This is a genomic window from Bradyrhizobium sp. 4 (genome assembly GCF_023100905.1).
GTDB lineage: Bacteria > Pseudomonadota > Alphaproteobacteria > Rhizobiales > Xanthobacteraceae > Bradyrhizobium.
Genome location: NZ_CP064686.1, coordinates 7,679,624 through 7,705,770, shown reverse-complemented (window position 1 = coordinate 7,705,770; position 26,147 = coordinate 7,679,624). Strand labels below are relative to the sequence as shown.

At 64.0% G+C, this 26,147-nt stretch carries 27 protein-coding genes and 1 tRNA gene; 17 read left to right on the top strand and 11 right to left on the bottom strand.

Annotated elements, in window-relative coordinates; genetic code table 11:
- Positions 1-50 precede the first annotated feature (50 nt).
- The 4 genes from rpoN (at position 51) to IVB45_RS36810 (ending at position 4,799) form a co-directional block, all read left to right on the top strand.
- Positions 51-1,664 carry an RNA polymerase factor sigma-54 gene (gene rpoN, locus IVB45_RS36825; RefSeq protein WP_247285086.1) on the top strand — a complete coding sequence of 538 codons (1,614 nt, stop codon included), beginning with the start codon at positions 51-53 and terminating at the stop codon, positions 1,662-1,664.
- 81 nt (positions 1,665-1,745) lie between these two features.
- Complete coding sequence (gene raiA, locus IVB45_RS36820; RefSeq protein WP_027566178.1) at positions 1,746-2,351, top strand: ribosome-associated translation inhibitor RaiA; 606 nt, start codon at positions 1,746-1,748, stop codon at positions 2,349-2,351.
- A gap of 238 nt (positions 2,352-2,589) precedes the next feature.
- Positions 2,590-3,051, top strand: coding sequence for a PTS IIA-like nitrogen regulatory protein PtsN (gene ptsN, locus IVB45_RS36815; RefSeq protein WP_007598573.1), 462 nt, complete (start codon positions 2,590-2,592; stop codon positions 3,049-3,051).
- 635 nt (positions 3,052-3,686) lie between these two features.
- Positions 3,687-4,799: a tetratricopeptide repeat protein gene (locus tag IVB45_RS36810; RefSeq protein ID WP_247357402.1), complete on the top strand. Its 1,113-nt coding sequence runs from the start codon at positions 3,687-3,689 to the stop codon at positions 4,797-4,799.
- 204 nt (positions 4,800-5,003) lie between these two features.
- Here IVB45_RS36810 and IVB45_RS36805 read toward each other — a convergent pair whose 3' ends face one another.
- The 8 genes from IVB45_RS36805 to IVB45_RS36770 all read right to left on the bottom strand — a co-directional run bounded on the left by IVB45_RS36805 (position 5,004) and on the right by IVB45_RS36770 (position 12,265).
- Positions 5,004-5,276 (bottom strand): DUF1150 domain-containing protein, encoded by a 273-nt coding sequence (locus tag IVB45_RS36805; protein ID WP_007598581.1) that lies wholly within the window; start codon positions 5,274-5,276, stop codon positions 5,004-5,006.
- A gap of 51 nt (positions 5,277-5,327) precedes the next feature.
- Positions 5,328-5,753: an Hsp20 family protein gene (locus tag IVB45_RS36800; protein WP_027566176.1), complete on the bottom strand. Its 426-nt coding sequence runs from the start codon at positions 5,751-5,753 to the stop codon at positions 5,328-5,330.
- Between the two features lie 295 nt (positions 5,754-6,048).
- Entirely contained in the window at positions 6,049-7,128 is a 1,080-nt protein-coding gene (locus IVB45_RS36795; protein ID WP_027566175.1) for a sn-glycerol-3-phosphate import ATP-binding protein UgpC, read from the bottom strand.
- A gap of 5 nt (positions 7,129-7,133) precedes the next feature.
- Entirely contained in the window at positions 7,134-7,982 is an 849-nt protein-coding gene (gene ugpE, locus IVB45_RS36790; RefSeq protein WP_007603954.1) for a sn-glycerol-3-phosphate ABC transporter permease UgpE, read from the bottom strand.
- A complete protein-coding gene (gene ugpA, locus IVB45_RS36785; protein WP_027566174.1) occupies positions 7,982-8,863 on the bottom strand; it encodes a sn-glycerol-3-phosphate ABC transporter permease UgpA in 882 nt (293 codons plus the stop codon). The genes ugpE and ugpA overlap by 1 nt, the downstream gene beginning before the upstream one ends.
- 47 nt (positions 8,864-8,910) lie before the next feature.
- Positions 8,911-10,227 carry a sn-glycerol-3-phosphate ABC transporter substrate-binding protein UgpB gene (gene ugpB / locus IVB45_RS36780; RefSeq protein WP_247357403.1) on the bottom strand — a complete coding sequence of 439 codons (1,317 nt, stop codon included), beginning with the start codon at positions 10,225-10,227 and terminating at the stop codon, positions 8,911-8,913.
- Positions 10,228-10,446: 219 nt separating this feature from the next.
- Positions 10,447-11,664: a CaiB/BaiF CoA-transferase family protein gene (locus IVB45_RS36775; RefSeq protein ID WP_247357404.1), complete on the bottom strand. Its 1,218-nt coding sequence runs from the start codon at positions 11,662-11,664 to the stop codon at positions 10,447-10,449.
- Positions 11,665-11,839: 175 nt separating this feature from the next.
- Positions 11,840-12,265 (bottom strand): organic hydroperoxide resistance protein, encoded by a 426-nt coding sequence (locus tag IVB45_RS36770; protein ID WP_007598424.1) that lies wholly within the window; start codon positions 12,263-12,265, stop codon positions 11,840-11,842.
- 154 nt (positions 12,266-12,419) lie between these two features.
- Between IVB45_RS36770 and IVB45_RS36765 the strand changes: the two genes are divergently transcribed.
- On the top strand, positions 12,420-12,881 hold the full coding sequence (locus tag IVB45_RS36765) for a MarR family transcriptional regulator (RefSeq protein ID WP_247285089.1): 462 nt from the start codon (positions 12,420-12,422) through the stop codon (positions 12,879-12,881).
- 17 nt (positions 12,882-12,898) lie between these two features.
- Here the strand turns inward: IVB45_RS36765 and IVB45_RS36760 are convergent, their stop codons facing one another.
- The 3 genes from IVB45_RS36760 to IVB45_RS36750 form a co-directional block, all read right to left on the bottom strand.
- Entirely contained in the window at positions 12,899-13,141 is a 243-nt protein-coding gene (locus IVB45_RS36760) for a GIY-YIG nuclease family protein (protein ID WP_247357405.1), read from the bottom strand.
- 135 nt (positions 13,142-13,276) lie between these two features.
- Positions 13,277-13,352, bottom strand: a tRNA-Ala gene (locus IVB45_RS36755).
- A gap of 66 nt (positions 13,353-13,418) precedes the next feature.
- Complete coding sequence (locus IVB45_RS36750) at positions 13,419-13,829, bottom strand: TIGR02300 family protein (protein ID WP_007598417.1); 411 nt, start codon at positions 13,827-13,829, stop codon at positions 13,419-13,421.
- A gap of 172 nt (positions 13,830-14,001) precedes the next feature.
- On the opposite strand from IVB45_RS36750, the gene aroA reads away from it, so the two are divergent.
- The 12 genes from aroA to IVB45_RS36690 all read left to right on the top strand — a co-directional run bounded on the left by aroA (position 14,002) and on the right by IVB45_RS36690 (position 26,142).
- Complete coding sequence (gene aroA / locus IVB45_RS36745) at positions 14,002-15,339, top strand: 3-phosphoshikimate 1-carboxyvinyltransferase (RefSeq protein WP_247357406.1); 1,338 nt, start codon at positions 14,002-14,004, stop codon at positions 15,337-15,339.
- A complete protein-coding gene (gene cmk, locus IVB45_RS36740; protein WP_247357407.1) occupies positions 15,336-15,974 on the top strand; it encodes a (d)CMP kinase in 639 nt (212 codons plus the stop codon). Before aroA ends, cmk begins: the two co-directional genes overlap by 4 nt.
- A 267-nt stretch (positions 15,975-16,241) precedes the next feature.
- On the top strand, positions 16,242-17,948 hold the full coding sequence (gene rpsA, locus IVB45_RS36735; RefSeq protein WP_027566167.1) for a 30S ribosomal protein S1: 1,707 nt from the start codon (positions 16,242-16,244) through the stop codon (positions 17,946-17,948).
- A 281-nt stretch (positions 17,949-18,229) separates the two neighbouring features.
- Complete coding sequence (gene sppA / locus IVB45_RS36730) at positions 18,230-19,210, top strand: signal peptide peptidase SppA (protein WP_247357408.1); 981 nt, start codon at positions 18,230-18,232, stop codon at positions 19,208-19,210.
- A gap of 172 nt (positions 19,211-19,382) precedes the next feature.
- On the top strand, positions 19,383-19,688 hold the full coding sequence (locus IVB45_RS36725; RefSeq protein WP_007598410.1) for an integration host factor subunit beta: 306 nt from the start codon (positions 19,383-19,385) through the stop codon (positions 19,686-19,688).
- 71 nt (positions 19,689-19,759) lie between these two features.
- Positions 19,760-20,152: a lipopolysaccharide assembly protein LapA domain-containing protein gene (locus tag IVB45_RS36720; protein WP_247357409.1), complete on the top strand. Its 393-nt coding sequence runs from the start codon at positions 19,760-19,762 to the stop codon at positions 20,150-20,152.
- A gap of 80 nt (positions 20,153-20,232) precedes the next feature.
- On the top strand, positions 20,233-20,904 hold the full coding sequence (locus IVB45_RS36715; RefSeq protein ID WP_027566164.1) for a phosphoribosylanthranilate isomerase: 672 nt from the start codon (positions 20,233-20,235) through the stop codon (positions 20,902-20,904).
- Positions 20,901-22,118: a tryptophan synthase subunit beta gene (gene trpB, locus IVB45_RS36710; protein WP_247357410.1), complete on the top strand. Its 1,218-nt coding sequence runs from the start codon at positions 20,901-20,903 to the stop codon at positions 22,116-22,118. The genes IVB45_RS36715 and trpB overlap by 4 nt, the downstream gene beginning before the upstream one ends.
- Positions 22,115-22,951, top strand: coding sequence for a tryptophan synthase subunit alpha (gene trpA / locus IVB45_RS36705; protein ID WP_247357411.1), 837 nt, complete (start codon positions 22,115-22,117; stop codon positions 22,949-22,951). The genes trpB and trpA overlap by 4 nt, the downstream gene beginning before the upstream one ends.
- 137 nt (positions 22,952-23,088) lie before the next feature.
- The gene (accD, locus tag IVB45_RS36700; RefSeq protein WP_247285096.1) at positions 23,089-24,030 is read left to right on the top strand and encodes an acetyl-CoA carboxylase, carboxyltransferase subunit beta; all 942 of its coding nucleotides are present in this window, start codon (positions 23,089-23,091) and stop codon (positions 24,028-24,030) included.
- Positions 24,027-25,370, top strand: a complete 1,344-nt coding sequence (locus IVB45_RS36695) for a folylpolyglutamate synthase/dihydrofolate synthase family protein (RefSeq protein ID WP_247357412.1) — start codon at positions 24,027-24,029, stop codon at positions 25,368-25,370. The genes accD and IVB45_RS36695 overlap by 4 nt, the downstream gene beginning before the upstream one ends.
- A gap of 31 nt (positions 25,371-25,401) precedes the next feature.
- On the top strand, positions 25,402-26,142 hold the full coding sequence (locus IVB45_RS36690) for a metallophosphoesterase family protein (RefSeq protein WP_247357413.1): 741 nt from the start codon (positions 25,402-25,404) through the stop codon (positions 26,140-26,142).
- The last annotated feature ends 5 nt before the right edge of the window (positions 26,143-26,147 follow it).

The following is a 26,147-nucleotide window of genomic DNA, read 5'->3' as shown; positions in this document are numbered from 1 at the left end:
ACTAGGATAAGCAAAAATCGGACCAACTTTTTGGGATCGGTTCTTGCTTCATGGCGCTTTCGCAGAGATTAGAGTTCCGGCAATCGCAGTCGCTGGTCATGACGCCGCAGTTGATGCAGGCGATCAAGCTGCTGCAATTGTCCAACCTCGATCTCACGACCTTCGTCGAAGAGGAACTCGAGCGTAACCCGCTGCTGGAGCGGGCCAATGACGAGCCGCCCGCGGGCGAGGGCCCGGCCGAGACCGGCCAGTTCAATGACAGCGACGGCGGCCATAACGACGAGCCCGGCGGCGGCCCGGGCGAAGCGTTCGAGCCCGGCCAGGAAGAGTGGATGAGCAAGGATCTCGGCACCCGCGCCGAGATCGAGCAGACCATGGACACCGGGCTGGACAACGTCTTCTCCGAGGAACCGGCCGAGGCGGCCGCCCGCACCGCCCAGGATGCGGCGCCGACCACCTATACCGAATGGGGCGGCGGCGCCTCCGGTGACGAGGACTACAACCTCGAAGCCTTCGTCGCCGCGGAGATGACGCTCGGCGACCATCTCGCCGAGCAGCTCTCGGTTGCCTTCACCGGGGCCGCGCAGCGCATGATCGGCCAGTATCTGATCGACCTCGTCGACGAGGCCGGCTATCTGCCCCCGGATCTCGGCCAGGCCGCCGAACGGCTCGGCGCATCGCAACAGGACGTCGAGAACGTTCTTGCCGTCCTGCAAAAATTCGATCCGCCCGGCGTCTGCGCGCGCAGTTTGAGCGAATGCCTGGCGATCCAGCTCCGCGAGCTCGACCGGTACGATCCCGCGATGCAGGCCCTGGTCGAGCACCTCGATCTCCTCGCCAAGCGCGACGTCGCGGCCTTGCGCAAGCTCTGCGGCGTCGACGATGAGGACATCGCCGACATGATCGGCGAGATCCGCCGGCTCAATCCCAAGCCCGGCATGAAGTTCGGTACCGCCCGGCTCCAGACCATGGTGCCCGATGTCTATGTCCGCCCGGGTCCCGACGGCGGCTGGCATGTCGAGCTCAACAGCGACACCTTGCCGCGCGTGCTGGTCAACCAGACCTACTATTCGCAGCTCTCGAAGAAGATCGGCAAGGACGGCGACAAATCGTATTTCACCGACGCGCTTCAGAACGCGACGTGGCTGGTGCGCGCGCTCGACCAGCGCGCCCGCACCATCCTGAAAGTCGCAACCGAGATCGTGCGCCAGCAGGACGGCTTCTTCACCCATGGCGTGGCGCATCTGCGACCACTGAATCTGAAGGCCGTCGCCGACGCCATCCAGATGCATGAATCCACGGTGTCGCGCGTCACCGCCAACAAATACATGGCGACCAATCGCGGCACGTTCGAGCTGAAATATTTCTTCACGGCCTCGATCGCCTCGGCCGATGGCGGCGAGGCGCATTCGGCCGAAGCCGTGCGTCACCACATCAAGCTGCTGATCGATGCGGAGGCGCCGTCCGCGATCCTGTCCGACGACACCATCGTGGAACGCTTGCGCGGCTCGGGCATTGATATCGCCCGCCGCACGGTCGCGAAGTACCGCGAAGCCATGCGCATTCCTTCCTCGGTGCAACGCCGTCGCGACAAGCAGAGCGCTCTTGGTAACGTCCTCTCCACTGCCATGGCCGATCGCTCCCGCAATCCCGAACCGGCCTGATTGCGCCGGCGCCAAATCGCGCTACTCTCGATCTGCTATCGGGCCCAAATCCAGGCCAGGCACGAACCAAGCGAGGTTCACATGACTCTCCGCATCTCGGGAAAGAGCGTCAACGTCGGCGAGGCCTTGCGCGGCCGCGTCACCGACCGGACTGAAGAGGTCCTGCGCAAATATTTCGACGGCAATTATTCCGGCCACATCACGCTGAGCAAGGACGGCTTCGGCTTCCGCACCGACTGTGCGCTGCATCTCGATTCGGGAATCACGCTCGAGGCCGATTCGAACGCACCGGACGCCTATGCCAGTGCCGACCAGGCGCTGGTGATGATCGAGAAGCGGCTCAAGCGCTACAAGAGCCGGCTCAAGGACCGCTCCGCCCGCAAGGCCCATGTCGCCTCCGCGGCGCTGGCCGCCATGGATGCCACCAGCTACGTGCTGGAGGCCCCGGGCGAAGGCGAGGACGAGGACGAGATCACCGGCTACAGCCCCGTCATCATTGCCGAGGCCACCACCTCGCTGAAGCCGCTGTCCGTGAGCGAAGCGGTCATGGAACTCGACCTCAGCGGGGCGCCCTGCCTAGTGTTTCAGCACGGCTCCTCGGGCCGAGTGAACATCATTTACCGCCGGGCCGACGGCAATGTCGGCTGGATCGATCCCCCGGGGGCCAAGGCGGACGGCAAGGCCTGAGGCCGCGGGCGACGCCCTGGGGCCCCCGCGCCGGGTGCCCCTTTCCGCCTTAACAATGACCGGGGCAAAGCTGCACGCGGGAGTTGGCACCGGGATTGCGTTGGAGTAGAAGCCCCCCACATCAGGGGCGAGCTAAGTCCGCTTCCTGCTTCAACTTCTCGACGTCGGCCCGCCCAGGTTCTTTGTCCAGGCTGGCCAATTCGGAACCCGACATTTTCATTCACCTCGGAAGACTTCCATGCCGATTACCGATCTGGTCGCGCCCGAGGCGATTCTCCCGGCATTGAAGGTCAACAGCAAGAAGCAGGCGCTTCAGGAACTCGCGGCCAGGGCCGCCGAGCTGACCGGGCAGAACGAGCGTTCCGTTTTCGAGGTGCTCCTGCAGCGCGAAAAGCTCGGCACCACCGCGGTCGGCTACGGCGTCGCCATTCCCCACGGCAAGCTGCCCAAGCTGGAAAAGATCTTCGGCCTGTTCGCGCGTCTCGATCGTCCAATCGATTTCGAATCGATGGACGGCCAGCCGGTCGATCTCGTCTTCCTGCTGCTCGCCCCCGAAGGCGCCGGCGCCGATCACCTCAAGGCACTGGCCCGCATCGCCCGTCTCCTCCGCGACCAGGACATCGCCAAAAAGCTCCGCGCCTCGCGCGATGCCCAGGCGATCTATTCAGTGCTGGCGCTGCCGCCGGCGACCGCGGCCTAATAGGTTAGAGCCAATTCGAGACCCTGCTCACTCCTTTTGCACATGCTGCGGCGGGCGTGCCTCGGTAAATTTCGCAAGCGGGCTGGCCCGTGATTACATTCCTCGTACTCGTCGGCATGTTTGGATGGTTGGCCAGCGTGATTTGGCAATTGCGGCTCGCGAGTACTAAGGGAAAAGTTTGGAGCCGCAACGGCTATGTAACCCGCACAAGCAACGAGACAGTTTTCGGCGCCTGCGTGTGTTTCTACTGGGTCGCGCTTGGGTGGGGAGCCGTGATGCTATTTTGCATGGTGATATCGATTATCAGGCAAATCTGAAATTGAGCACGCTCCGGATTTGAGCATCCCGCCATCGCCTTCCGACTGGTAACCCGCAGTATGTGGAAAGAAGCTAATCCGGTCGTGTCCGAGGCGATTCTCCCAGCGGTCATGTCATCGCCAAAAAGAATGCGCGGCTCGCGCGATGCCCCAGCGATCTATTCGGTGCTGGCCCTGCTGCCGGCGACTGCGGCGTAACCCTCTCGCTCGTTCGAACCCGCGCCGTGCCGTCTGCGACTTATTTCGTAGCCGGGCGCTGATGTTTCGTCATCATGTCCACCCGCGACCGGCATGGCATCGGCGCGGGGATTTTGCGAGATGATTTGCGGTTCGATCGGCCGAGTTTTTGGTCTGCTTTGCTCCATCACCATTGTCGCCACCGCCGTGGCCCGCGCCGACGAGGCGTCCAACGACCGCGTCATCGCGGAGAAGACCGAGATCATCGCAGCCGACGCAACCAATGCGGTCGCTTACGAGCTGCGCGGCGAAGCCTACTACATCAAGCACGACTGGAATCGCGCCTTCGAGGATTGCAGCGCCGCGATCCGGATCGATCCGAATTTCGGGCGGGCCTATCACTGCCGCGGTCGCGCCTATTCTGCCAAAGGCGATCGCGAGCACGCCATGATCGACTACAACGAGGCCATTCGCCTCGACCCAAATTATGGGGCGTCCTACACCTCGCGCGCCGAGGCGTATTTCAACAGGGGCGATTTCGATCGCGCGATCGCAGGCTTCACCGAGGCCATCGAACGCAGCCCCAAGCAGGCTTACCGTGCGCTCGTCATGCGAGGGGAGGTGTATGCAGCGAAGGGCGACACCGATCACGCCGTCGCCGATTACAGCGAGGCGATGCAGCGCAATCCGGCCGCCGCCTGGCCCTACGAGTTGCGAAGCACCGTCCGCCTCAACAAGGGCGAGATCGATGCAGCTCTGGACGACTGCGACGGCGCCGTCCGCCTCGAGCCCGGAAGTGCCGGCGGCCACTATTGCCGGGCCATGGTGTTCCTGAAGAAGGGCGATGCCGACAGTACCATCCGGGAGCTGGATGACGTTACGAGGATTAGGCCGTCTTTCGAAAAGGCCTATCTCGTTCGCGGCGTCGTCCTGCACGGGAAGGGCGACGACAAACGCGCCCTTGCCGATTTCGACGAAGTGATCCGATTGCGACCGGGGAATTCGGAAGCCTACAGCAGTCGCGCCGGTCTGTTTCGGGACATGGGACAGCACGATCGCGCGCTCGCCGACTACAACGAGGCGATCAGGCTCGATCCGAAAAGTCAGCTCGTCCTGGTCAACCGCGCTCTCCTCTACATGATGATGTCCGACGCCAAACATGCGCGCGCGGATTTCAACAGCGTGCTCGCGCTGCCACTGAGCGACAAATGGGCCGTGGATACGGCGCGCGAAGGACTTGGCTTTGTGAAGTGACGGCGGGGCCGCGCGCTCTCGACTCCGTCATTGCGAGGAGCTCTTGCGACGAAGCAATCCAGGCTGCCTTCGCGGAAAGATTCTGGATTGCTTCGCTGCGCTCGCAATGACGACGTGGAAACTTCATCAGCCGAAATAAAAACGGGCACACCTTCCTGCGAAGGCATGCCCGCTTGAAACTCTGTTCGTGCGACGTGCGCGTGCTCAGTGCACGCTCACCGCTTGCAGCTCGTTGCTCCAGGCATTTGCGATCGCGGCTTCGCGGCTGTCGGTCAGCATGATCGGCGTGCCGTCGGCGGCGTGGAGCGCGAAGAGTTTGAGGCCCGGCGCGATCTTCGGCGCTTCGGGAAACAGGCCCGGCACATCCTCGGAGCGGATCTGCTTCACATAGGCGATATGGCCTTCGCCGAGGGTTGCCAGCGTCTCTGGCGAGACGTTCTTGGCTTCGTATTCGAACGCAACGTGACCTTCACTCATGGTCTCGACTCCTTCACAGAAACTAAGCGGTCGAGTCCGCTACTCGTTCCATTATTCGTGCTCATTGATAGCGATTGTCTTAACGATCCTCTCCGGTTCCGGCCGGGCAAGATCGATCGCCAGCAATCCGTTCTTCAGATCCGCACCCAGCACCAGCATCCCCTCCGCCAGCACGAAAGTGCGCTGGAAGTGGCGCGCGGCGATGCCGCGATGGATGTATTGCCGGGACTTGTCGTCCTGCTGCCGTCCGCGAATGACGAGCTGGTTTTCCTCAATGGTTACATCGAGTTGGTCACGGGTGAATCCGGCGACCGCCAGCGTGATTCGCAACCGCTCGGGCTGGCCCTCCGACCGGTCGCACCTCTCGATATTGTAGGGAGGGTAACCGTCGGCACCTTTGACGACTCGATCGAGCACGCGCTCGATCTCGTCGAAGCCCAGAAGGAACGGACTGGAAAGCGTGGGAACACGAGACATAGTTTACAAAGTCCTCTCGAAGCGACTTTGGTGCATCAGGGCCCGTCAAGGCACCCCTTGATCAGCAATATGGGCATATCCGCGTGTAGGTTCAAGGACGTAGCGGGGGCTGTGGATGGGCAGCTGACCCGCTCTGCCATGCACAAAGGCCGACTTGTCGTCATGGCGCGAAACGCCTGCGACAAGCCCGGCGCGATGAAATCGCGGCGCGATTTTTCTCAACGAAAACAAACCCCTTCTACTGTGCATGGGGTTGTTTTCGCGTTTTCTTAATCGACGGCTCCGCGGAACCCGGTCAGGCCTCGATCCGCGTCCGGCCGTCGCCGCTGAACAGATGCAGCTTTTGGCGCATCGCCGCGACGCGGATCTTCGCGCCGATCGGGGGCGCCTCGGAGCCGGGAATGCGGACGATGACCTCGCCCGGCGGCAGCTCGCCGGGGTTGGCGGCGATGCGCTGCTCGTCCTGAGCCCGCGTGCCGTAGACGAAGGTTTCGGCGCCGACGCGCTCGATCGCTTCAACGGTGAGCGGGAGCGCGACGCCGCCGGCCGGGGTCTGGTCGGTGATCACGAAATCTTCCGGGCGAATGCCGAGGATGCCGGCGTCGGTGCTGCCGAGCTGCGACTTGATCTCGTCGGCGCGGATCGACATCAGATTCATCGGCGGTGCCCCGATGAAGGAGGCGACGAAAGTCGTCGCCGGCTTCTCGTAGATCGCCAAGGGATTGCCGACCTGCTCGACCTGGCCGCCATTCATCACCACAAGAATGTCGGCGAGCGTCATCGCCTCGAGCTGGTCGTGGGTGACGTAGATCGACGTGGTGTTGAGCCGGCGCTGCAATTTGCGGATCTCGACCCGCATCGCGATGCGGAGTTTTGCGTCGAGGTTGGACAGCGGCTCGTCGAACAGAAACACTTTCGGCTGGCGCACGATGGCGCGGCCCATGGCGACGCGCTGGCGCTGGCCGCCGGAGAGCTGGCGCGGCTTGCGCTCCAGCATCGAGGTGAGCTCGAGCACGCGCGCGGCTTCATCGACGCGGGTCTTGACCTCGGCCTCCTTCATGCCGCGGTTGCGCAGGCCGTAAGCCATGTTGTTGAAGACGCTCATATGCGGATAGAGAGCGTAGTTCTGGAACACCATCGCGATGTCGCGATCGGCAGGCTCGATCTGGTTGACGATGCGGCCGCCGATGTCGATCTCGCCGCCGGTGACGGTTTCGAGCCCTGCGACCATGCGCAGCAATGTCGACTTGCCGCAGCCGGAGGGACCGACCAGCACGCAGAACTGGCCGTCGCCGACGTCGACGTTGACGCCCTTGATGGCCTCGAAGCCGCCGGGATAGGTTTTGCGGACGTTGCGCAGGGTGACGTTAGCCATGGGATCTACTTTTCCGTCTCCACGAGTCCGCGCACGAACAATTTCTGCATCACGACGACGACGAACACCGGCGGCAGCATCGCGAGCACGGCGGTCGCCATCACGATCGGCCATTCGGTTAGCGCGTCGGTGGTGGTGATCATCTTGCGGATGCCGACCTGGATGGTCTGCATGTCGTCGCGGGTGGTGATCAGCAGCGGCCAGAGATATTGATTCCAGCCGAGGATGAAGAGGATCACGAACAGCGCCGCCATGTTGGTGCGCGACAGCGGCAGCAACGTGTCCCAGAAGAAGCGCAAGGGGCCGGCGCCGTCGATGCGGGAGGCCTCCAGCAGCTCGTCCGGCACGGTCATGAAGAACTGACGGAACAGCAGCGTCGCGGTGGCCGAGGCGATCAGCGGCAGTGAGAGGCCCGCATAGCTGTCGAGCATGTGCAGATCTGCGACGATCTTGTAGGTCGGATAGATGCGGACCTCGACCGGCAGCATCAGGGTGATGAAGATGATCCAGAAGATCGGCATCCGGAACGGAAAGCGGAAATAGACGATCGCGTAGGCCGAGATGATCGAGATCGCGATCTTGCCGACCGCGATCAGCAGCGCCATCACCAGCGAGTTCAGCATCATGTTGCCGACGGGCTCGCGGGTCGATCCGCTCGTGCCGACGAAAATGGTCTGGTAGTAGACCTCGAAGAAATGACCGCCCGGCAGCAGCGACATCTGCCCGTTGGCGATCAGCGCGTTGTCCTGGGTCGAGGCGACGAACGCGATGTAGACCGGGAAGGCGACGACCGCGATCCCGATCCAGAGGATGATGTGGGCGACGTAGCGCCGGAAGCCCTCTTCCTCGACCATCAGTAGGTCACCTTGCGTTCGACGAAGCGGAACTGGATTCCGGTCAGCACGATGACCATGACCATCAGGATCACCGACTGCGCCGCCGAGCTGCCGAGATTGCCGCCGAGCAAGCCGTCGGAATAGACCTTGTAGACCAGCGTGACCGTCGACGTTCCGGGACCGCCGCGGGTCATGGTGTCGATGATGCCGAACGTGTCGAAGAAGGCGTAGACGATGTTGACCACCAGCAGGAAGAAGATGGTCGGCGACAGCAGCGGGAAGGTCACGGTCCAGAACCGCCGCATCGGACGGGCGCCGTCGATCGCGGCGGCCTCGAACACGCTCTTCGGGATCGCCTGCAGGCCGGCGAGGAAGAACAGGAAATTATAGGAGATCTGCTTCCACGCGGCGGCGAGGATGATCAACGCCGCGGCCTGGTCGCCGTCGAGCAGCGGATTCCAGTCGATGCCCATGTTGCGAAGATAGCGCGAGAGCACGCCGAGCGAGGGATGCAGCATGAAGATCCAGAGCACGCCGACCACGGGCGGCGCCACCGCATAGGGCCAGATCAGGAGCGTGCGGTAGAGCATCGAACCTCGCAGCGGCTTGTCCGCCATCACGGCGAGCAGCAGCGCGAAGGACAGCGACGAGACGGCGATGGCGAACGAGAACAAGAAGGTTCGGACGATCGCCTCGAAATAGGCAGCGTCCTTGAACAGCTCGACGTAATTCTCGAACCAGACAAAGGTGGTCGACAGCCCGAACGCATCCTGGAGCAGGAAGGACTGGATCACCGCCTGCAGGGCCGGCCAATAGAAGAAAATCAGGACGATCGCGAGCTGCGGCGCAACCAGCGCGTACGGTAACAGCCTTGACTGGAAAATGGCTTGCTTTTGCATGATGCCAGCAGAGCGGCAGGCCGGGTCGCGGCCTGCCGCTCATTGCCTCACTTGACGGCGGTCTTTTCGAACTGCCGCAGCATCGTGTTGCCGCGCTCGACGGCGGCATCGAGCGCCTGCTTGGCGGTCTTCTTGCCGGCCAGCGCCTGCTCGATCTCTTCCGACCAGACGTCACGCAGCTGCACCATGTTGCCGAGGCGCAGGCCGCGGGAGTTCTCGGTCGGCTCCTTGTTGGTCAGCTCGAGCAGCGGGGTCTCGAGATAGGGCTGATCCTTGTAGAAGCCCTCTTCCTTCGCCTTGGCATAGGCCGCCTTGGTGATCGGCAGGTAGCCCGAGGCCTTGTGGATATAGACCTGGCGATCGGTGTCCGAGAGGAAGGTCAGGAACTTTGCGACGCCCTTGTATTCCTCGGCCGACTTGCCGCCCATCACCCACAGCGAAGCGCCGCCGATGATCGAGTTCTGCGGCGCGCCCTTGACGTCGGGATAATACGGCATCGGCACGGCGGTGAAGGCGAACTTGGCCTGCGCCTTGACGTTGCCGAAGAACGCCGACGATGTCAGGTAGATCGGGCACTCGCCGGAGGTGAAGCGACCTTCACCGGTGTTGGTGCGGCCGGCGTAGTCATAGGTCTTGGTCTTCTGCAGCTCGACCAGGGTTTCGAGATGCTTGACCTGAAGCGGTCCGTTGAACTCGAGCACGGTGTCGAAGCCGTCGAGGCCGTTGGCCTTGCTGGCGAGCGGCACGTTGTGCCAAGCGGAGAGCTGCTCGAGATTGACCCAGGTGATCCAGGAGCCGGAGAAGCCGCAGGTGTCGTGACCGGCAGCCTTCAGCTTCTTGGCGGCCTCGAACGTTTCGGGCCAGGTCTTCGGGATCTCGACATTCGCCTTCTTCAGCTCGTCGAGGTTGACCCACATCACGGTCGAGGACGAGTTGAAGGGGAAGGACAGCATCTCGCCCTTCGACGTCGAATAATAGCCGGTGATGGCGGGCAGGTAGATCTTGGGGTCGAATTTCTCGCCGGCGTCGGCCATCAGCTTGTAGACGGGCTTCACGGCGCCGGTCGCGGCCATCATGGTCGCGGTGCCGACTTCGAACACCTGCATGATGTGCGGGGCGTTGCCGGCGCGGAACGCCGCGATGCCGGCGTTCATCGTATCGGGATAGTTGCCCTTGTAGGTCGGGATCACCTTGTAGTCGCTCTGCGACGCGTTGAAGTCGGTGGCGAGCTTGACGATGACGTCGTTGTTGGCGCCGGTCATCGCGTGCCACCACTGGATTTCGGTCACGGCCAAGGCCGGTGAGGCCGATAGTCCAACCGTGAATGCAATAGCGGCAGCCGCTCCAAAGTGTCGAAGAGCCATCAAGTAAACCTCCCTTGGGCCGTCAAAAATGATCGCTTGCGCTAGCAGCGCCATATGACGTTCACATGACTGTGTAAGCGGCCGAAACGAAAGCGGCAAGCGCTGGAAAAGGGAAGCTGTCAAATAGGCGAATGCCGCGCGCGCAGCGTCCTCCGTTCGCGATGCACAGAGCGCCCGCACCGCAGTGCGGCATTGCCGTCCGATGTGGAAGGCGAGGCGCTAGCGCTTGCGCTCGGGTCCGCAGACCGTGCCCTGCTCGACCATCGCGTCGATCTCGGACCTGGAGTAGCCGAATTCGCCCAGCACCTCGGCCGCGTGCTGGCTGAATTTCGGCGGCAGGCGCCGCAGGCTCGGCTTGCTGCGATCGAGCCGGATCGGGGATGCCACGCCCTTGTACCAATCCTTCTCGATGATATCGCCGCGCGCGATCGTGTGCGGGTTGGTCAACGCCTGGTCGATCTTCTGCACGGGGCCTGCGGGCAGGCCCGCGGCGAGCAGGCGATTGCACAGCGGCTCGGCCTCGTGCTGGCAGAACACCGCGGCGAGCTCGGCCCGCAGTGCCTCGCGATTGGCGATGCGGTCCTTGTTGCGCGCAAAGCGCGGATCGGTGCCGAGCTCGGGCTTGCCGATCTCCTTGGCGAGCTTGCGGAAGGTGCCGTCATTGCCGACGCCGATGAAGATGTTGTCGGTCTTGGTCGGGAAGATCGCATAGGGCACGAGGTTGGGATGCTCGTTGCCGGTGAGCGCCGGCGGCTTGCCATGCATGAAATAATTCGCGGTGTGCGGATGCATGATGGCAAGACCGGTCTCGTACAGCGTGGTCTCCAGGAACTGGCCCTGGCCCGAGCGCTGCCGCTCCGACAGCGCCATCAGGATGCCGATCGCCGCGTAGAGGCCGGTGCCGATGTCGACCAGCGGCACGCCGATGCGCATCGGTCCGCTCTCGGGCGAGCCGGTCGCCGCGATCATGCCGGTCATGGCCTGGATGATGGCGTCATAGCCGGGATTGCCGCCGCGCGGGCCGTCGGCGCCGAAGCCGCAGATCCGGCAATGCACGAGCCGCGGAAATTTTTCCCGCAACACCTCGTTGCCGATGCCCCATTTCTCCAGCGTGCCCGGCTTGAAGTTCTCGATCAGGACGTCGGCGCTCTCCAGCATCTTGAGCAGCACGGCCCGGCCGCCCTCGGAGGCGAGGTCGAGGCCGATCGAGCGCTTGTTGCGGTTGATGCCGATGAAATAGGCCGCGTCTTCTTCGTGGAAGGGAGGGCCCCAGTCGCGCACCTCGTCGCCGGCGGGCGGCTCGACCTTGATCACGTCGGCGCCATGGTCGGCGAGGATCTGGGTGCAATAGGGACCGCCGAGCACGCGCGTGAGATCGATGACGCGCAGGCCGCTCATTGCGCCCGTGGCAGCTCCAGAACTGGCGGCTTCAGTCATGCCTTCGCGTCCCCGTGTCGATATTGATCACAGGCCTAACGAGGTTCGTCCGGGCCGGCAATGGCTTCCCGCGTAGGGCGTCATGCAGGCCGCTCGCCGCAATCCCGTGGGATGGCAAATCATGGGAAGCGGCCGGCCCGAGGGGGATCCCGGGCCAGCCGCTTCAGCTACCCGATCAGACGACCGTCAGGCGAACGTCGACATTGCCGCGCGTCGCGTTGGAATACGGGCACACCTGGTGCGCCTTCTCGACCAGCGCCTCGGCTTCCGCGCGGGCGAGGCCCGGCAGCGAGACCGCGAGGTCGATGTCGAGACCGAAGCCGCCGGCCGCGCGCGGGCCGATGCCGACCGTCGAGGTCACGGAGGCGTCGGCCGGAACCTTGGGGCCGCCCTGCGAGGACACGAACTTCATCGCGCCGATGAAGCAGGCGGCATAGCCCGCCGCAAACAGCTGCTCGGGATTGTTGCCGGCGCCGCCGCCGCCGCCGAGTTCCTTCGGCGTGGTGAGCTTGACGTCGAGCGCGCCGTCGAGGGTCGCGGCATGGCCGTCGCGGCCGCCGGTGGCCTTTGCGCTGGTCTTGTAGAGGACGTTCACTGACATTTTCGTCTCCCTGTGTTTCTCGGGTGGGGTGCGATCCTTATCGCAAACAATTAGATTGTGCGCAATTTAAATTACGGCGCCTCACATTTAATTGTTCGCAATTGAATATGCCGCCGGCCGGCCCCAGAATGGAGCAAGTCTCGTGAGATTCTCGATGCCCCGGAAACATTCGGCAGCGGACGCGCCGCTTCGCCTCGATAACCAGATCTGCTTCGCGGTCTATTCGGCCGCGCATGCCTTCAACCGCGTCTACAAGCCGCTGCTGGACCGGCTCGGCCTGACCTATCCGCAATATCTGGTGATGCTGGTGCTGTGGGAGCGCGACGACGTGCCGGTGAAGAGCATCGGCGAAAAGCTGCACCTGGATTCGGGCACGCTGACGCCGCTGCTCAAGCGGCTCGAGGCGGCCCATCTCGTCAAGCGCACGCGCTCGAGCGAGGACGAACGTCAGGTGCTGATCGCATTGACGCCGCAGGGCCAAGCGCTGAAGGACAAGGCGCGCGCCGTGCCGCAATCGATCCTGGCGGCGACGGACTGCTCGGTCTCGGAACTGGTCGCGATGAAGGACGAGATCGTGGCGCTGCGCGATCGGTTGAATGCGGTGATTGGGGAGTAGGGGTTAGAAGTGCGTGCTTAGGACAGCCGCTTCTTTGTGAAGGCCCGGCCGGAGTGAGACTTCAGGTACGCTTCAAAAGCGAGCGCTTTGTACTTGTCAGGGAAAGCGCAGTACCAGATCAGCTTCCAAGGCTTGAACTTGGCGGTGTGGGTGGATTTGCCAGCATCGCGCTCTGGAATCCGGCGCTTCAGATCTTCCGTAGCCCCAACGTATTCCTGCTCAGGAAATTCGATGCTGCGGAGGATGTAGACGTACCACATTGACGATTATCGCCTGGGCAGCCGCTGTGTCGGAATCTCACCAGTCCGTCTTCGCCCTTGGGGCTTCGCCGGACACCACGCTTCGCCCTTCGGGCTGTGCGCGGCTGCGCCACGCGTAGCCTGAAGGGCGAAGCGTGGTGGAGCCAGGCGGGATCGAACCGCCGACCTCTTGCATGCCATGCAAGCGCTCTCCCAGCTGAGCTATGGCCCCTTAACCGTCCGACGCGCCTTGGGCGACGCGTCGGGAAAGACCCAGAACCACAGTTCTGGAATTATCTCAAGTCTCTTCGTCACCGCCGACATCACCAATGATGTCGGTCACGTCCTCATCGCCTTCTTCGTCGTCGGCGATAAAGGTCGAATCGTCGTCGTCATCGTCCTCGATGGTCTCATCGACTTCGATGTCGTCCTCGGATTCGGGCACGACGGCCTTGACCTTGCCGGTGTTCTCCTCCGCATCGGCCTCCTCGAGCGAGACCTCCTCGACCTCCGCCGGCTCCGGCGTGGCGTCTGCGGCAGCGGCTGCGTGGCGGGCTTCGGCGCCGCGGGGCGCGCGCGCCGGCGCGATGGGCGCGATCGGCACGACTTCCCCGGTATAGGGCGAGATCACCGGATTCTTGTTGAGGTCATAGAACTTTTTGCCCGTGGTCGGGCAAATACGTTTAGTTCCGAGTTCGGACTTGGCCACGGCAGAGGAATCCTGGAAATGTCTGAAAAGCGGTGCTTCACTTGGCTAGTTGGCGGCCCGCTGTCAATAGCGCATTGCGGGAGAACGACATGCCCGTGACGGCGGGGAGACCATGTGATACCTGCCCCGCGAGTCCCGCAGGGACGTTCCGGGCCTATCCAAGGACACTAACTTGACCGATTCCGACAAGCCGACGCCGCTCCAGTCGCGCGCCAGCGGTCCCCTGACCGGGAAAGTACGGGTGCCCGGAGACAAGTCGATCTCCCACCGTGCCCTCATCCTCGGCGCGCTCGCGGTCGGAGAGACGCGGATTTCGGGCCTCCTGGAGGGCGAGGACGTCCTCAACACCGCCAAATCCATGCAGGCGCTTGGCGCCAGGGTCGAGCGCACAGCCGATTTCGCCTGGAAGGTGAACGGTGTGGGTGTCGCGGGCTTCGCGGAGCCCAAAGTGCCGCTGGATTTCGGCAACTCCGGCACCGGCTGCCGGCTCGTTATGGGCGCCGTCGCCGGCTGCCCGATCTCTGCGATTTTCGACGGCGATGCCTCGCTGCGCACCCGGCCCATGCGCCGGATTCTGGACCCGCTGGAAAAGATGGGTGCGAAGGTCGTCTCCGGCGGCGAGGGCGGCCGCCTGCCGCTGACCGTCCAGGGTGCGCGCGATCCGCTGCCGATCACCTACAAGACCCCGGTCGCCTCGGCCCAGATCAAATCCGCCGTGCTGCTCGCGGGTCTGGCCGCGCCGGGCACCACGACCGTCATCGAGACCGAGGCGAGTCGCGACCACACCGAGCTGATGCTCAAGCATTTCGGCGCCGAGATCACCTCGGTGCAGGAAGGTCAGCACGGCCGCCGTATCACGCTCGTGGGGCAGCCTGAGCTGCATGGCGCCAATGTCGTCGTGCCCGCCGATCCCTCATCGGCGGCGTTCCCCATCGTTGCTGCGCTGATCGTCGAAGGTTCCGACCTCGTCCTGTCCGATGTCATGACCAATCCGCTGCGCACCGGTCTTTTCACCACGCTGCGCGAAATGGGTGCCTCGATCGAGGAAAGTGAAGTTCGCGGCGACGCCGGCGAGCCGATGGCAAAGCTGCGCGTACGCGCCTCGAAATTGCGCGGTGTCGAAGTGCCGCCGGAGCGCGCACCGTCGATGATCGACGAATATCTGGTGCTGGCGGTGGCGGCCGCCTTCGCCGAGGGCACGACCATCATGCGCGGCCTCCAGGAGCTCCGCGTCAAGGAATCCGACCGTCTCGAAGCCACCGCCGCCATGCTCCGCGTCAACGGCGTCAAGGTCGAGGTCTCCGGCGACGATTTGATCGTCGAAGGCCGCGGCCACGTTCCCGGCGGCGGCGTTGTGGCCACCCACATGGACCATCGCATCGCGATGTCCGCGCTGGTGATGGGCTGCGCGTCGGACCAGCCGGTGACCGTCGATGACACCGCCTTCATCGCCACCAGTTTCCCGGATTTCATCCCGATGATGCGTTCGCTTGGGGCCGAGTTTTCATGATCATCGCCATCGACGGGCCCGCGGCGTCGGGCAAGGGCACGCTCGGCAAGCGCCTCGCCCACCATTACGGCTACCGTCATCTTGATACCGGCGTGATCTATCGCGCGGTGGCCTATTCCCTGATGCAGTCCGGGCATGATCTCCGGGACGAGGCGGCGGCGGTCGCTGCGGCGCTGGAACTCGATCCCGAAAGGTTCGGCAATCCCGCCCTGAAGACCCAGAAGGCCGGCGAGGGCGCCTCCATCGTCTCGGCGATCCCAAGGGTGCGCGAGGCCCTGGTCAGCTTTCAGCGGCAATTCGCCGCCGATCCGCCCGGCGCCGTGCTCGACGGTCGGGATATTGGAACGGTGATCTGCCCCCATGCCGACGTGAAGATCTTCGTCGTGGCCGACCCCAAGGTCCGCGCCCGCCGCCGGACCATGGAGGCCAAGGCGCGGGGCGAGGAGGCTGACGAGGCGGCCGTGCTCGCCGACATCATCCAGCGTGACGAACGCGACAAGAACCGGGCGATCGCGCCCCTGAAGCCGGCCGCGGATGCTTACTTGCTAGATAACTCCCAACTGGATATAGAAGGCGGCGTCCGGGCCGCCATCGACATTATCGAGGCCGTCCGAGCGGGCCGGTCGCGGGGTTAAGCCGCTGCCGTCATTGGAGGAAGCGCCCGCTCCCGCTCTTTGAGGTCGATACTCTCGGTCCCTGCTTGGGGCCGACGCGATCCAGGTTCCGGACAAAAGATTTCCACGTATCGAATGCGCGGGCCTCAGCCGGCCCGCTTCCGCTGTTCCGCCCTCCAGGTCGGAGCAGCGAGCGGTCGCTCGAAGGTTCTGCGGACCTTCCGACACTGCGCGTACGGTGCGCCCAAGAACCCAACGGCCGGCATGACATCCGCAACTGGAGAACAAATGGCTTCGACTTCTGCTGATACCTATAGCCCGTCGCGCGACGATTTCGCCGCGATGCTCGACGAGTCCTTCGCAGGCGGCAACCTGCAGGAAAGCTCAGTCATCAAGGGCAAGGTTGTTGCAATCGAAAAGGACATGGCCGTCATCGACGTCGGCCTGAAGACCGAGGGCCGCGTTGCCCTGCGCGAATTTTCCGGCCCCGGCCGCGACAGCGAGCTCAAGGTCGGCGACGAGGTGGAAGTGTTCCTCGACCGGATCGAGAACGCCCTCGGCGAAGCCGTGCTGTCGCGCGACAAGGCGCGCCGCGAAGAGAGCTGGGGCAAGCTCGAGAAGGCCTTCCAGAACAACGAGAAGGTCAACGGCGTCATCTTCAACCAGGTCAAGGGCGGCTTCACTGTCGACCTCGACGGTGCCGTGGCCTTCCTGCCGCGTTCGCAGGTCGACATCCGTCCGATCCGCGACGTTGCGCCGCTGATGAACAACTCGCAGCCGTTCCAGATCCTCAAGATGGACCGTCGCCGCGGCAACATCGTCGTGTCGCGCCGCACGGTTCTCGAAGAGACTCGCGCCGAGCAGCGCCAGGAGCTGGTGCAGAACCTCGAAGAGGGTCAGGTCATCGACGGCGTGGTCAAGAACATCACCGATTACGGTGCGTTCGTTGATCTCGGCGGCATCGACGGTCTGCTGCACGTCACCGATATCGCGTGGCGCCGCGTCAACCATCCGACCGAAGTGCTCTCGATCGGCCAGACCGTGAAGGTCAAGATCATCAAGATCAACCACGAGACGCACCGCATCTCGCTGGGCATGAAGCAGCTGTTGGACGATCCGTGGCAGGGCATCGAAGCCAAGTACCCGCTGGGTGCCCGCTTCACCGGTCGCGTCACCAACATCACCGACTACGGCGCGTTCGTCGAGCTCGAGCCGGGCATCGAAGGCCTGATCCACGTCTCCGAGATGTCGTGGACCAAGAAGAACATGCACCCCGGCAAGATCGTTTCGACCTCGCAGGAAGTCGAAGTGCAGGTGCTGGAAGTGGATTCCGTCAAGCGCCGCATCTCGCTCGGCCTCAAGCAGACCATGCGCAACCCGTGGGAGGTCTTCGTCGAAGGTCACCCGACCGGTTCGACGGTCGAGGGCGAAGTCAAGAACAAGACCGAGTTCGGTCTGTTCCTGGGCCTCGAGGGCGACGTCGACGGCATGGTCCATCTCTCCGACCTCGACTGGAAGCAGCCGGGCGAGCAGGTGATCGACAACTACAAGAAGGGCGACATGGTGAAGGCCGTGGTGCTCGATGTGGACGTCGAGAAGGAGCGTATTTCGCTCGGCATCAAGCAGCTCGAAGGCGACCCCTTCGCCGAGCCGGGCGATGTCAAGAAGGGCGCGGTCGTGACCTGCGAAGTGATCGAAGTGAAGGAGAGCGGCATCGAGGTGAAGATCACCGGTACCGACTTCACCACTTTCGTGAAGCGCTCGGAGCTCGCCCGTGACCGCAACGATCAGCGCGCCGAACGCTTCGCCGTCGGCGAGAAGGTCGATGCCCGCGTGATCCAGTTCGACAAGAAGGCCCGCAAGGTCCAGGTGTCGATCAAGGCGCTCGAAGTCGCCGAAGAGAAGGAAGCCATCGCGCAGTACGGCTCCTCCGATTCGGGGGCGACGCTCGGCGACATCCTCGGCACCGCGCTCAAGAACCGCGACACCAAGTAAGCGAAACGCAGGTTTCGCTGCATCAAAGCCCCGGCGCAAGCCGGGGCTTTTTTTGTTGTTGAGGCCGTAGCCTGGATGGAGCGACGCGAAATCCGGGATTCGTGCGGCCAGCGGGATTCTCCTAGATTGCGATTCGCTCCTCCGGGCTACCGCCTCCAATCGGCCTACGCGGCAGCCGGCCTTGTTTTCTTCTAATTGCGCCGCAATTGATGTATCCAGATAAGCCAATGCTGACGCTGCGACGGCACAACGCGCTTGGCCTTTCATTTGGAGATATTCAGATGTCGCTCGATTCGGACATCATCGTCGATCGCCGCAGGATCCGCCGCAAGCTGACGTTCTGGCGCGTATTGGCCGCGCTGATCGCGGTCGCGGCGATCGCAGGTTTCGCGCTGGTCGCGACGCCGGGTGCGCGCGGCACGTTCGCGTCCGCCGGCTCGATCGCGCGGGTCCAGATCGACGGCCTGATCCGCAGCGATTCCGATCGCACGCAGGCGCTGGAACGGCTGGAGAATTCGCAGGCTGCCGCCGTCATCGTTCACGTCAATTCGCCGGGCGGCACCACCGCCGGCTCCGAGCAGCTCTATGATTCGCTGGTACGGTTGAAGGCAAAGAAGCCGCTCGTCGTGGTCGTCGAAGGCCTCGCCGCCTCCGGCGGCTACATCACCGCGATCGCGAGCGATCACATCATCGCCCAGCAGAGCTCGCTGGTCGGCTCGATCGGCGTGCTGTTCCAATTCCCGAACGTCTCGGAGCTGTTGAAGACCGTCGGCGTCAAGGTGGAGGAGGTAAAATCCACGCCGCTGAAGGCCGCGCCCAACGGTTTCGAGCCGACCAGCCCCGAGGCACGGGCGGCGCTCGATGCGCTGGTGAAGGATTCCTATGCCTGGTTCAAGGGATTGGTGAAGGAACGGCGTGGCATGGATGACACGCAGCTCGAGAAAGTGGTTGATGGCCGTGTCTTCACCGGACGCCAGGCCATCGATCTCAAGCTGATCGATCAGATCGGCGACGAGAAGACCGCGGTGACCTGGCTGGTCGAGCAGAAAGGCGTCAAGAAGGGGCTCTCCGTGCGCGATTACAAGCTGCAGCCGCGCTTCAGCGATCTGCCGTTCCTCAAGACGGCGGCCGCGGTGACGCTGGAAGCACTGGGTTTAAGCTCGATTGCGCATCAAATCGCGCAAACCGGCGTCGTGCAGGCGGTCGATCGGCTCGGAATGGATGGGATGCTGGCTTTGTGGCAACCGGCGGCGTCGAACTGACCGGAACCGGGCGAGCCCCAGAGGTTTTTCCCGTTCGGCGCGTGCAGGGCCAGCCTGCTTTTTCGGCATTTGTCACGTATTTTCACGACGCTCAACCTTCATTTAGCGTCTTGACAGATCACGGTATTTTCACGGAAATGGTCGTCCGCACGCTCCCGGGTCCTATCTCTCGATGATCAAATCCGAACTTGTTCAGCGTATCGCCGAGCACAACCCGCATCTGTACCAGCGGGATGTCGAGAACATTGTGAATGCGATTCTCGAAGAGATCGTAGCGGCTCTCGCGCGCGGTGATCGCGTCGAGTTGCGCGGCTTCGGTGCCTTCTCGGTCAAGCATCGCCCTGCACGCGCAGGGCGCAATCCGCGCACCGGCGCCCATGTGCCTGTCGATCAGAAGAGCGTTCCGTTCTTCAAGACCGGCAAGGAAATGCGCGAACGGCTGAATCGCGACCATCCGGATCCAGGCGCGCCAGACTGAGGTCCACCTCAGGGTTTCCCGCGGTCGCCAGCGATGCGGCCGCAAGCTTGATTCAAGGCGAGCGAGCCGAGATGCGAAAATTCCTAACCGCGCTGGTCGTGATTCCGCTGGGCCTGATCCTGATGGTCTTTGCCGTGGCCAACCGGCATTTCGTCACGGTCTCGTTCGATCCCTTCGTTGCCAACGACCCGTCATTCTCGGTCACGCTGCCGCTGTTCCTGCTCCTGATCGTGGTGGCTGCGCTCGGGGTGGTCGCGGGTGGTTGTGCCGTCTGGTTAGGCCAGCGGCACTGGCGGCGTGCTGCGCGCCGGCATGACGCGGATGCCCGGGCCGCGCGAGGCGAGCTGGCCGATCTGCGGGCCCAGTCTGCCGCAGCAAGGCCTGAGTCCCAGCGCCTCCCCGTTCCCTCCGGGCTGGGGCTTTACGGGCCCGCCGGGCGAGACAAGCAGCGCGCGACGTTGTAGAAGCGGCCGCAACCGAAAGCCCGTTTCCCGGCCGCGGACCCGTGGCCTCCCTTCGCTTTGAGCCCATATCCGTCGAGAACATGTCCTTGCTCGTCAAAATCTGCGGCCTGTCCACGCCCGAGACGCTCGAAACGGCGCTCGAGGCGGGTGCCGACATGGTGGGTTTTGTGTTCTTCCCGCCGTCGCCGCGACATTTGTCGCTGGAAGCCGGCCGGGAGCTCGGCCGGCAGGTGAAGCGGCGCGCGCTCAAGGTCGCGCTCACCGTCGATGCCGACGATGCCACGCTCGACAACATCATGGACGCGCTGTCGCCGGACATGTTCCAGCTTCATGGCACGGAGAGCGTGGCCCGGCTGCGCGACATCAGGCAACGGTTCGGTCGTCCGGTGATGAAGGTCGTGCCGGTCGCAACATCAGCCGATCTCGCCGTGCTGCCCGGTTACGCAGAGGTTGCCGAACGCATCCTGTTCGATGCGCGCGCACCGAAGGACGCAACGCGGCCGGGCGGCCTCGGTGCACCGTTTGATTGGCATCTGCTCGGAAACCTGGAGCTCGCGGTGCCGTATATGGTCTCGGGCGGCCTCAGCGCCGACAACGTCGCCGAAGCCGTTCGCGTCACCCGGGCCGGTGGCGTCGACGTCTCCTCCGGTGTCGAGAGCGCCCCAGGCGTGAAAGACCCCGAGATGATCAAGGCCTTCATTCGCGCCGCGCGCGCAAGCCAAGATGCAAGTCAAGAGTTGAGCGTCCGATGAATGTTGTAAAACCCAATTCCTATCGCAGCGGCCCCGACGAGCGCGGCCATTTCGGCATTTTCGGCGGACGCTTCGTTGCCGAAACCCTGATGCCGCTGATCCTCGATCTGGAGAAAGCCTACACCGAGGCCAAGGCCGACCCGGCCTTCCAGACCGAGATGAACGGCTATCTCAAGAATTATGTCGGCCGGCCCTCGCCGCTCTATTTCGCCGAGCGTCTGACCGAGCATCTCGGCGGCGCGAAAATCTACCTCAAGCGCGAAGAGCTCAACCACACCGGCTCGCACAAGGTGAACAACGTGCTCGGCCAGATCATGCTGGCGCGGCGCATGGGCAAGAAGCGCATCATCGCCGAGACCGGCGCCGGCCAGCACGGTGTCGCCACCGCGACGCTGTGCGCGCGCTTCGGCCTCGAATGCATCGTCTATATGGGCGCCGTCGACGTCGAGCGGCAGCAGCCCAACGTCATCCGCATGGAGATGCTGGGCGCAACGGTCATTCCAGTGCAGTCGGGCACGCGCACGCTGAAGGACGCCATGAACGAGGCGCTGCGCGACTGGGTCACCAATGTGCACAACACCTTCTACTGCATCGGGACGGTCGCGGGTCCGCATCCCTATCCGACGCTGGTGCGCGACTTCCAGTCGATCATCGGCAACGAGACCAAACTGCAGATGCAGGAGATTGAAGGCCGGCTGCCGGATTCGCTGGTCGCCTGCATCGGCGGCGGCTCCAACGCCATGGGCCTGTTCCATCCGTTCCTCGACGATTCCACCGTCGAGATCTTCGGCGTCGAAGCTGCGGGCCACGGGCTGACGCAACTGCATGCGGCATCGATCGCGGGCGGCCGTCCCGGCGTGCTGCACGGCAACCGCACTTATCTGCTGATGGATGCGGACGGCCAGATCCAGGACGCGCATTCGATCTCCGCCGGCCTCGACTATCCCGGCATCGGCCCCGAGCACTCCTGGCTGCACGAGATCGGCCGCGTGAACTATCTGTCCGCGACCGACGACGAGGCGCTCGCAGCGTTCCAGTTGCTGTCAAAGCTTGAAGGCATCATCCCCGCGCTCGAGCCGGCACATGCCATCGCCAAGGTGATGGAGCTCGCGCCGAAGCGGACAAAAGATCACCTGATGGTCGTCAACCTCTCCGGCCGCGGCGACAAGGACGTCCCGCAGGTCGGCGAGATCCTGAGGGGCAAGAGCAAGTGACCACGCGTATCGACACCCGTTTCGCCGAGCTGAAGAAAGGCGGCCGCGCGGCCTTTGTCACTTTCGTGATGGCCGGCGATCCCGATCCGGCGACCTCGCTCGAGATCATCAAGGCGCTACCGAAAGCGGGCGCCGATGTGATCGAGCTCGGCATGCCTTTCACCGATCCGATGGCCGACGGTCCGTCGATCCAGGCGGCAGGCCTGCGCGCGCTCAAGGCCGGCATGACGCTGAAGAAGACGCTCGATCTCGTGCGCGGCTTCCGCAAGGACGACAACACCACACCCATCGTGCTGATGGGCTACTACAACCCGATCTACATCTATGGCGTCGACAAATTCCTGGCCGATGCGAAGAGTGCCGGCATCGACGGCCTCATCATCGTTGACCTGCCGCCGGAAGAGGACGACGAGCTCTGCCTGCCCGCGATGAAGGCCGGCCTCAACTTCATTCGGCTTGCAACGCCAACGACCGACGACAAGCGTCTGCCGGCGGTGCTCGCCAACACGTCAGGCTTCGTCTACTATGTCTCTATCACCGGCATCACCGGCGCTGCGGCCGCGGACTCCACGGCCGTCGGCGAGGCAGTTGCCCGTATCAAGCGGCACACAAAACTGCCGGTTTGCGTCGGCTTTGGCATCCGTACACCGGAGACCGCCCGCGCGATTGCCTCGCATGCCAATGGCGCCGTGGTCGGCACCGCACTGGTCGACGCCCTCAAGAACAGCCTCGATGCGGACGGGCGCGCCACCGGCAAAACCGTCAACGCCGTCGCCGAGCTGACGGCGGCACTGGCCCAGGGCGTCAAAGGCGCGCAACAGGCGGCGGAATAGGCCATAATTCCGCTGCCAAATCCGACGAGCAAGTCCGACGAGCAAGGCGGACGATACGGCGGCTTGCCGGGCCGGGTCCCGGCCGCCATATATCCCTTCAGGTGGTCCCCAGGCGGGATCGCACATCGGAGCAAACCATGAACTGGCTTACCAACGTGGTCCGGCCGAAGATCCGCAACATGCTGCGGCGGGAGACGCCGGAGAATCTGTGGATCAAGTGCCCGGATTCCGGACAGCTCGTGTTCTACAAGGACGTCGAAGCCAACCAGTTCGTCATTCCCGGCTCGAACTACCATATGCGCATGAACGCGGTGGCGCGTCTGAAGTCGGTTTTCGACAATGAGACCTGGTACGACGTCGCGCTGCCTGACGTCACGCCCGATCCGCTCAAGTTCCGTGACGAGAAGAAGTACGTCGATCGCATCAAGGATGCCCGCGCGCGGACCAATCTGAACGACGCGATCAAGGTCGGCTACGGCAAGCTCGAAGGTGCCGCCGTCGTCGTCGCCGTGCAGGATTTCGACTTCATGGGCGGCTCGCTCGGCATGGCCGCGGGCGAAGCCATCGTGCGCGGGCTCGAGCTCGCGGTCGAGAAGAAGTCGCCCTTCATCGTGTTCGCCGCCAGTGGTGGCGCGCGCATGCAGGAAGGCATCCTGTCGCTGATGCAGATGCCGCGCACCACGGTCGCGGTGCAGATGCTGCGTGAAGCAAAACAGCCTTACATCGTCGTGCTGACCAATCCGACCACCGGCGGGGTCACCGCATCCTATGCGATGCTCGGCGACGTGCAGATCGCCGAACCGGGCGCGCTGATCGGTTTTGCCGGCGCGCGCGTGATCGAGCAGACCATTCGCGAAAAGCTCCCCGAGGGTTTTCAGCGCGCCGAATACCTCAAGGAGCACGGCATGATCGACATGGTCGTGCACCGCCACGAATTGCGTCCGACCCTGGCGCGGCTCTGCCGACTGTTGACCAGGGCGCCGGCGCTTGAGACCGCGTCAAAGCCGGTGCAGCCGGTCGTCAGTCCGGCGCAGATCGTATCGGCTCCCGAAACGGCGCCGGCCGCGCCGCACGCGTGAACGCTTCCTCCGACCGCGCAAAGCCGCCGCTCGACGAATTGATCGGGCGGCTGTCGGCCCTGCACCAGAAACGCATCGATCTCGGGCTGGAGCGGATGCACCGCCTGCTCGACCGGCTCGGTCATCCCGAGCGCAAGCTGCCGCCGGTGATCCACATCGCCGGTACCAACGGCAAGGGCTCGACGCTCGCTTATCTGCGCGCGACGCTGGAGGCCGCCGGCCTGCGCGTCCACGCCTACACGTCGCCCTATCTCGTTCGCATCAACGAATGTTTCCGGCTCGGCCGCGTCGGTGGCGGTGTGCTGGTCAGCGACGACGAATTGCGCGCGGCGCTGGAACAGGTCGAGCGTGTCAATGCCGGTGAGCCGGCCACCGTGTTCGAGCTCAAGACGGCGGCTGCATTTCACCTGTTCGCGCAGAACCCCGCCGATGTGGTTCTGCTGGAGGTCGGCCTTGGCGGCCGGCTCGATTCCACCAACGTGGTTGACGCGCCGGCGGCCTGCGTGATCACGCCTGTCAGCATGGACCACATGGATTTTCTGGGCGACACCTTGACGTCGATCGCGGGCGAAAAGGCCGCGATCATCAAGCGCGGCGTGCCTGTGGTTTGCGCGGAGCAGTCGGCTGAGGCGATGGCCGTGATCGAGGCGCAGGCCAAGCGCATGCGCGCCCCATTGTTTGCCGCGGGCGAGAGCTGGCACGTCAACGTCGAAAACGGGCGGCTGGTTTATTCCGATGAGCGCGGCTTGATGGATCTCACCGCGCCGCGCCTGTTCGGGCGCCACCAGTTCGACAATGCCGGCCTCGCCATCGCGACGTTGCGGGCCACCAACGCCTTCAAGGTCAACCAGGCGGCGTTCGAGGCCGGGATCGTCGGTGCGGAATGGCCGGCGCGGATGCAGCGCATTGCGTCTGGAGAGCTGCTCGCTTGGGGGCCGCAGGGATCGGAGATCTGGCTCGACGGCGGCCACAATGCGGAAGGCGGCCGCGTCGCGGCGGCCGCACTCGGCGATCTCGAAGAGCGGGTGTCGCGGCCGCTGGTCGTGATCGCCGGCATGATGGCCAACAAGGACGCGCAGAGTTTTCTCGCCAATTTCGCCGGTCTGACCCGCCACATCATCGCGGTGCGGATTCCCGACACCGACAACGCCATGCCGGTCGACCGCCTCACGGATGCCGCCCGCAGCCTCGGCATGCGCGTCGAGCCCGCGCCCGGCGTCGAGGCCGCACTGCGCGCCCTGGCGAAGCTCGCCTACGAAGTGCCGCCGCGCATCCTGATCACCGGCTCGCTCTATCTCGCCGGCCACGTGCTCGCCATCAACGGCACGCCTCCTGTATAGTCTTCGTTCCATCCGGGCTACAGGAAGACCCATGCGTTTTGCCGCGATTGCCGACGTCCACGGAAACTACCTCGCGCTGGAAGCTGTGCTCGCCGACATCCGCGCGCAGGGCGTCTCCGACATCGTCAATCTCGGCGATATGCTGAGCGGCCCGCTCGATGCGCGCCGCACCATCGAGATCCTGATGAAGCTCGACGCCGTGCACGTGCTCGGCAATCACGACCGCTATCTGCTCGACCGTCCTCCGGAGAAGATGGGCTCGTGGGATCGCCCGGCCCATGTAGCGGTCAATGCCGCGCAACTCGACTGGCTGCGCGCGCAGCCGATGACGCGCGTGTTTCGCGAGCAGGTGTTCCTCTGCCACGCGACGCCCGACAATGACGAAGTCTATTGGCTCGATACCGTGCATCCCGACGGCGCGGTGGCGCTGTCGCCGCTCGATCGCATCGAAGAGTTTGCGCAAGGTATCGCGCAATCGCTGATCCTGTGCGCCCACACCCATCTCGCCCGTGCCGTACGACTTCGGGACGGAAGGCTGATCGTCAATCCTGGCAGCGTCGGCGGCCCAGGTTTTCGTGACAAGCATCCTTTCCCGCATGTCGTCGAGGCCGGCACACCACACGCGCGCTATGCGATTCTCGAGCTAACCGATGGCGCCTGGCAGGTCACGTTCCGCCATGTCGTCTACGATCACGAGATGATGGCCGCGCTCGCTCGCCGCAACGGCCAGCCGGAGTTGGCGAACGCGTTGGCGACGGGATGGCTCGGATAGTTGTC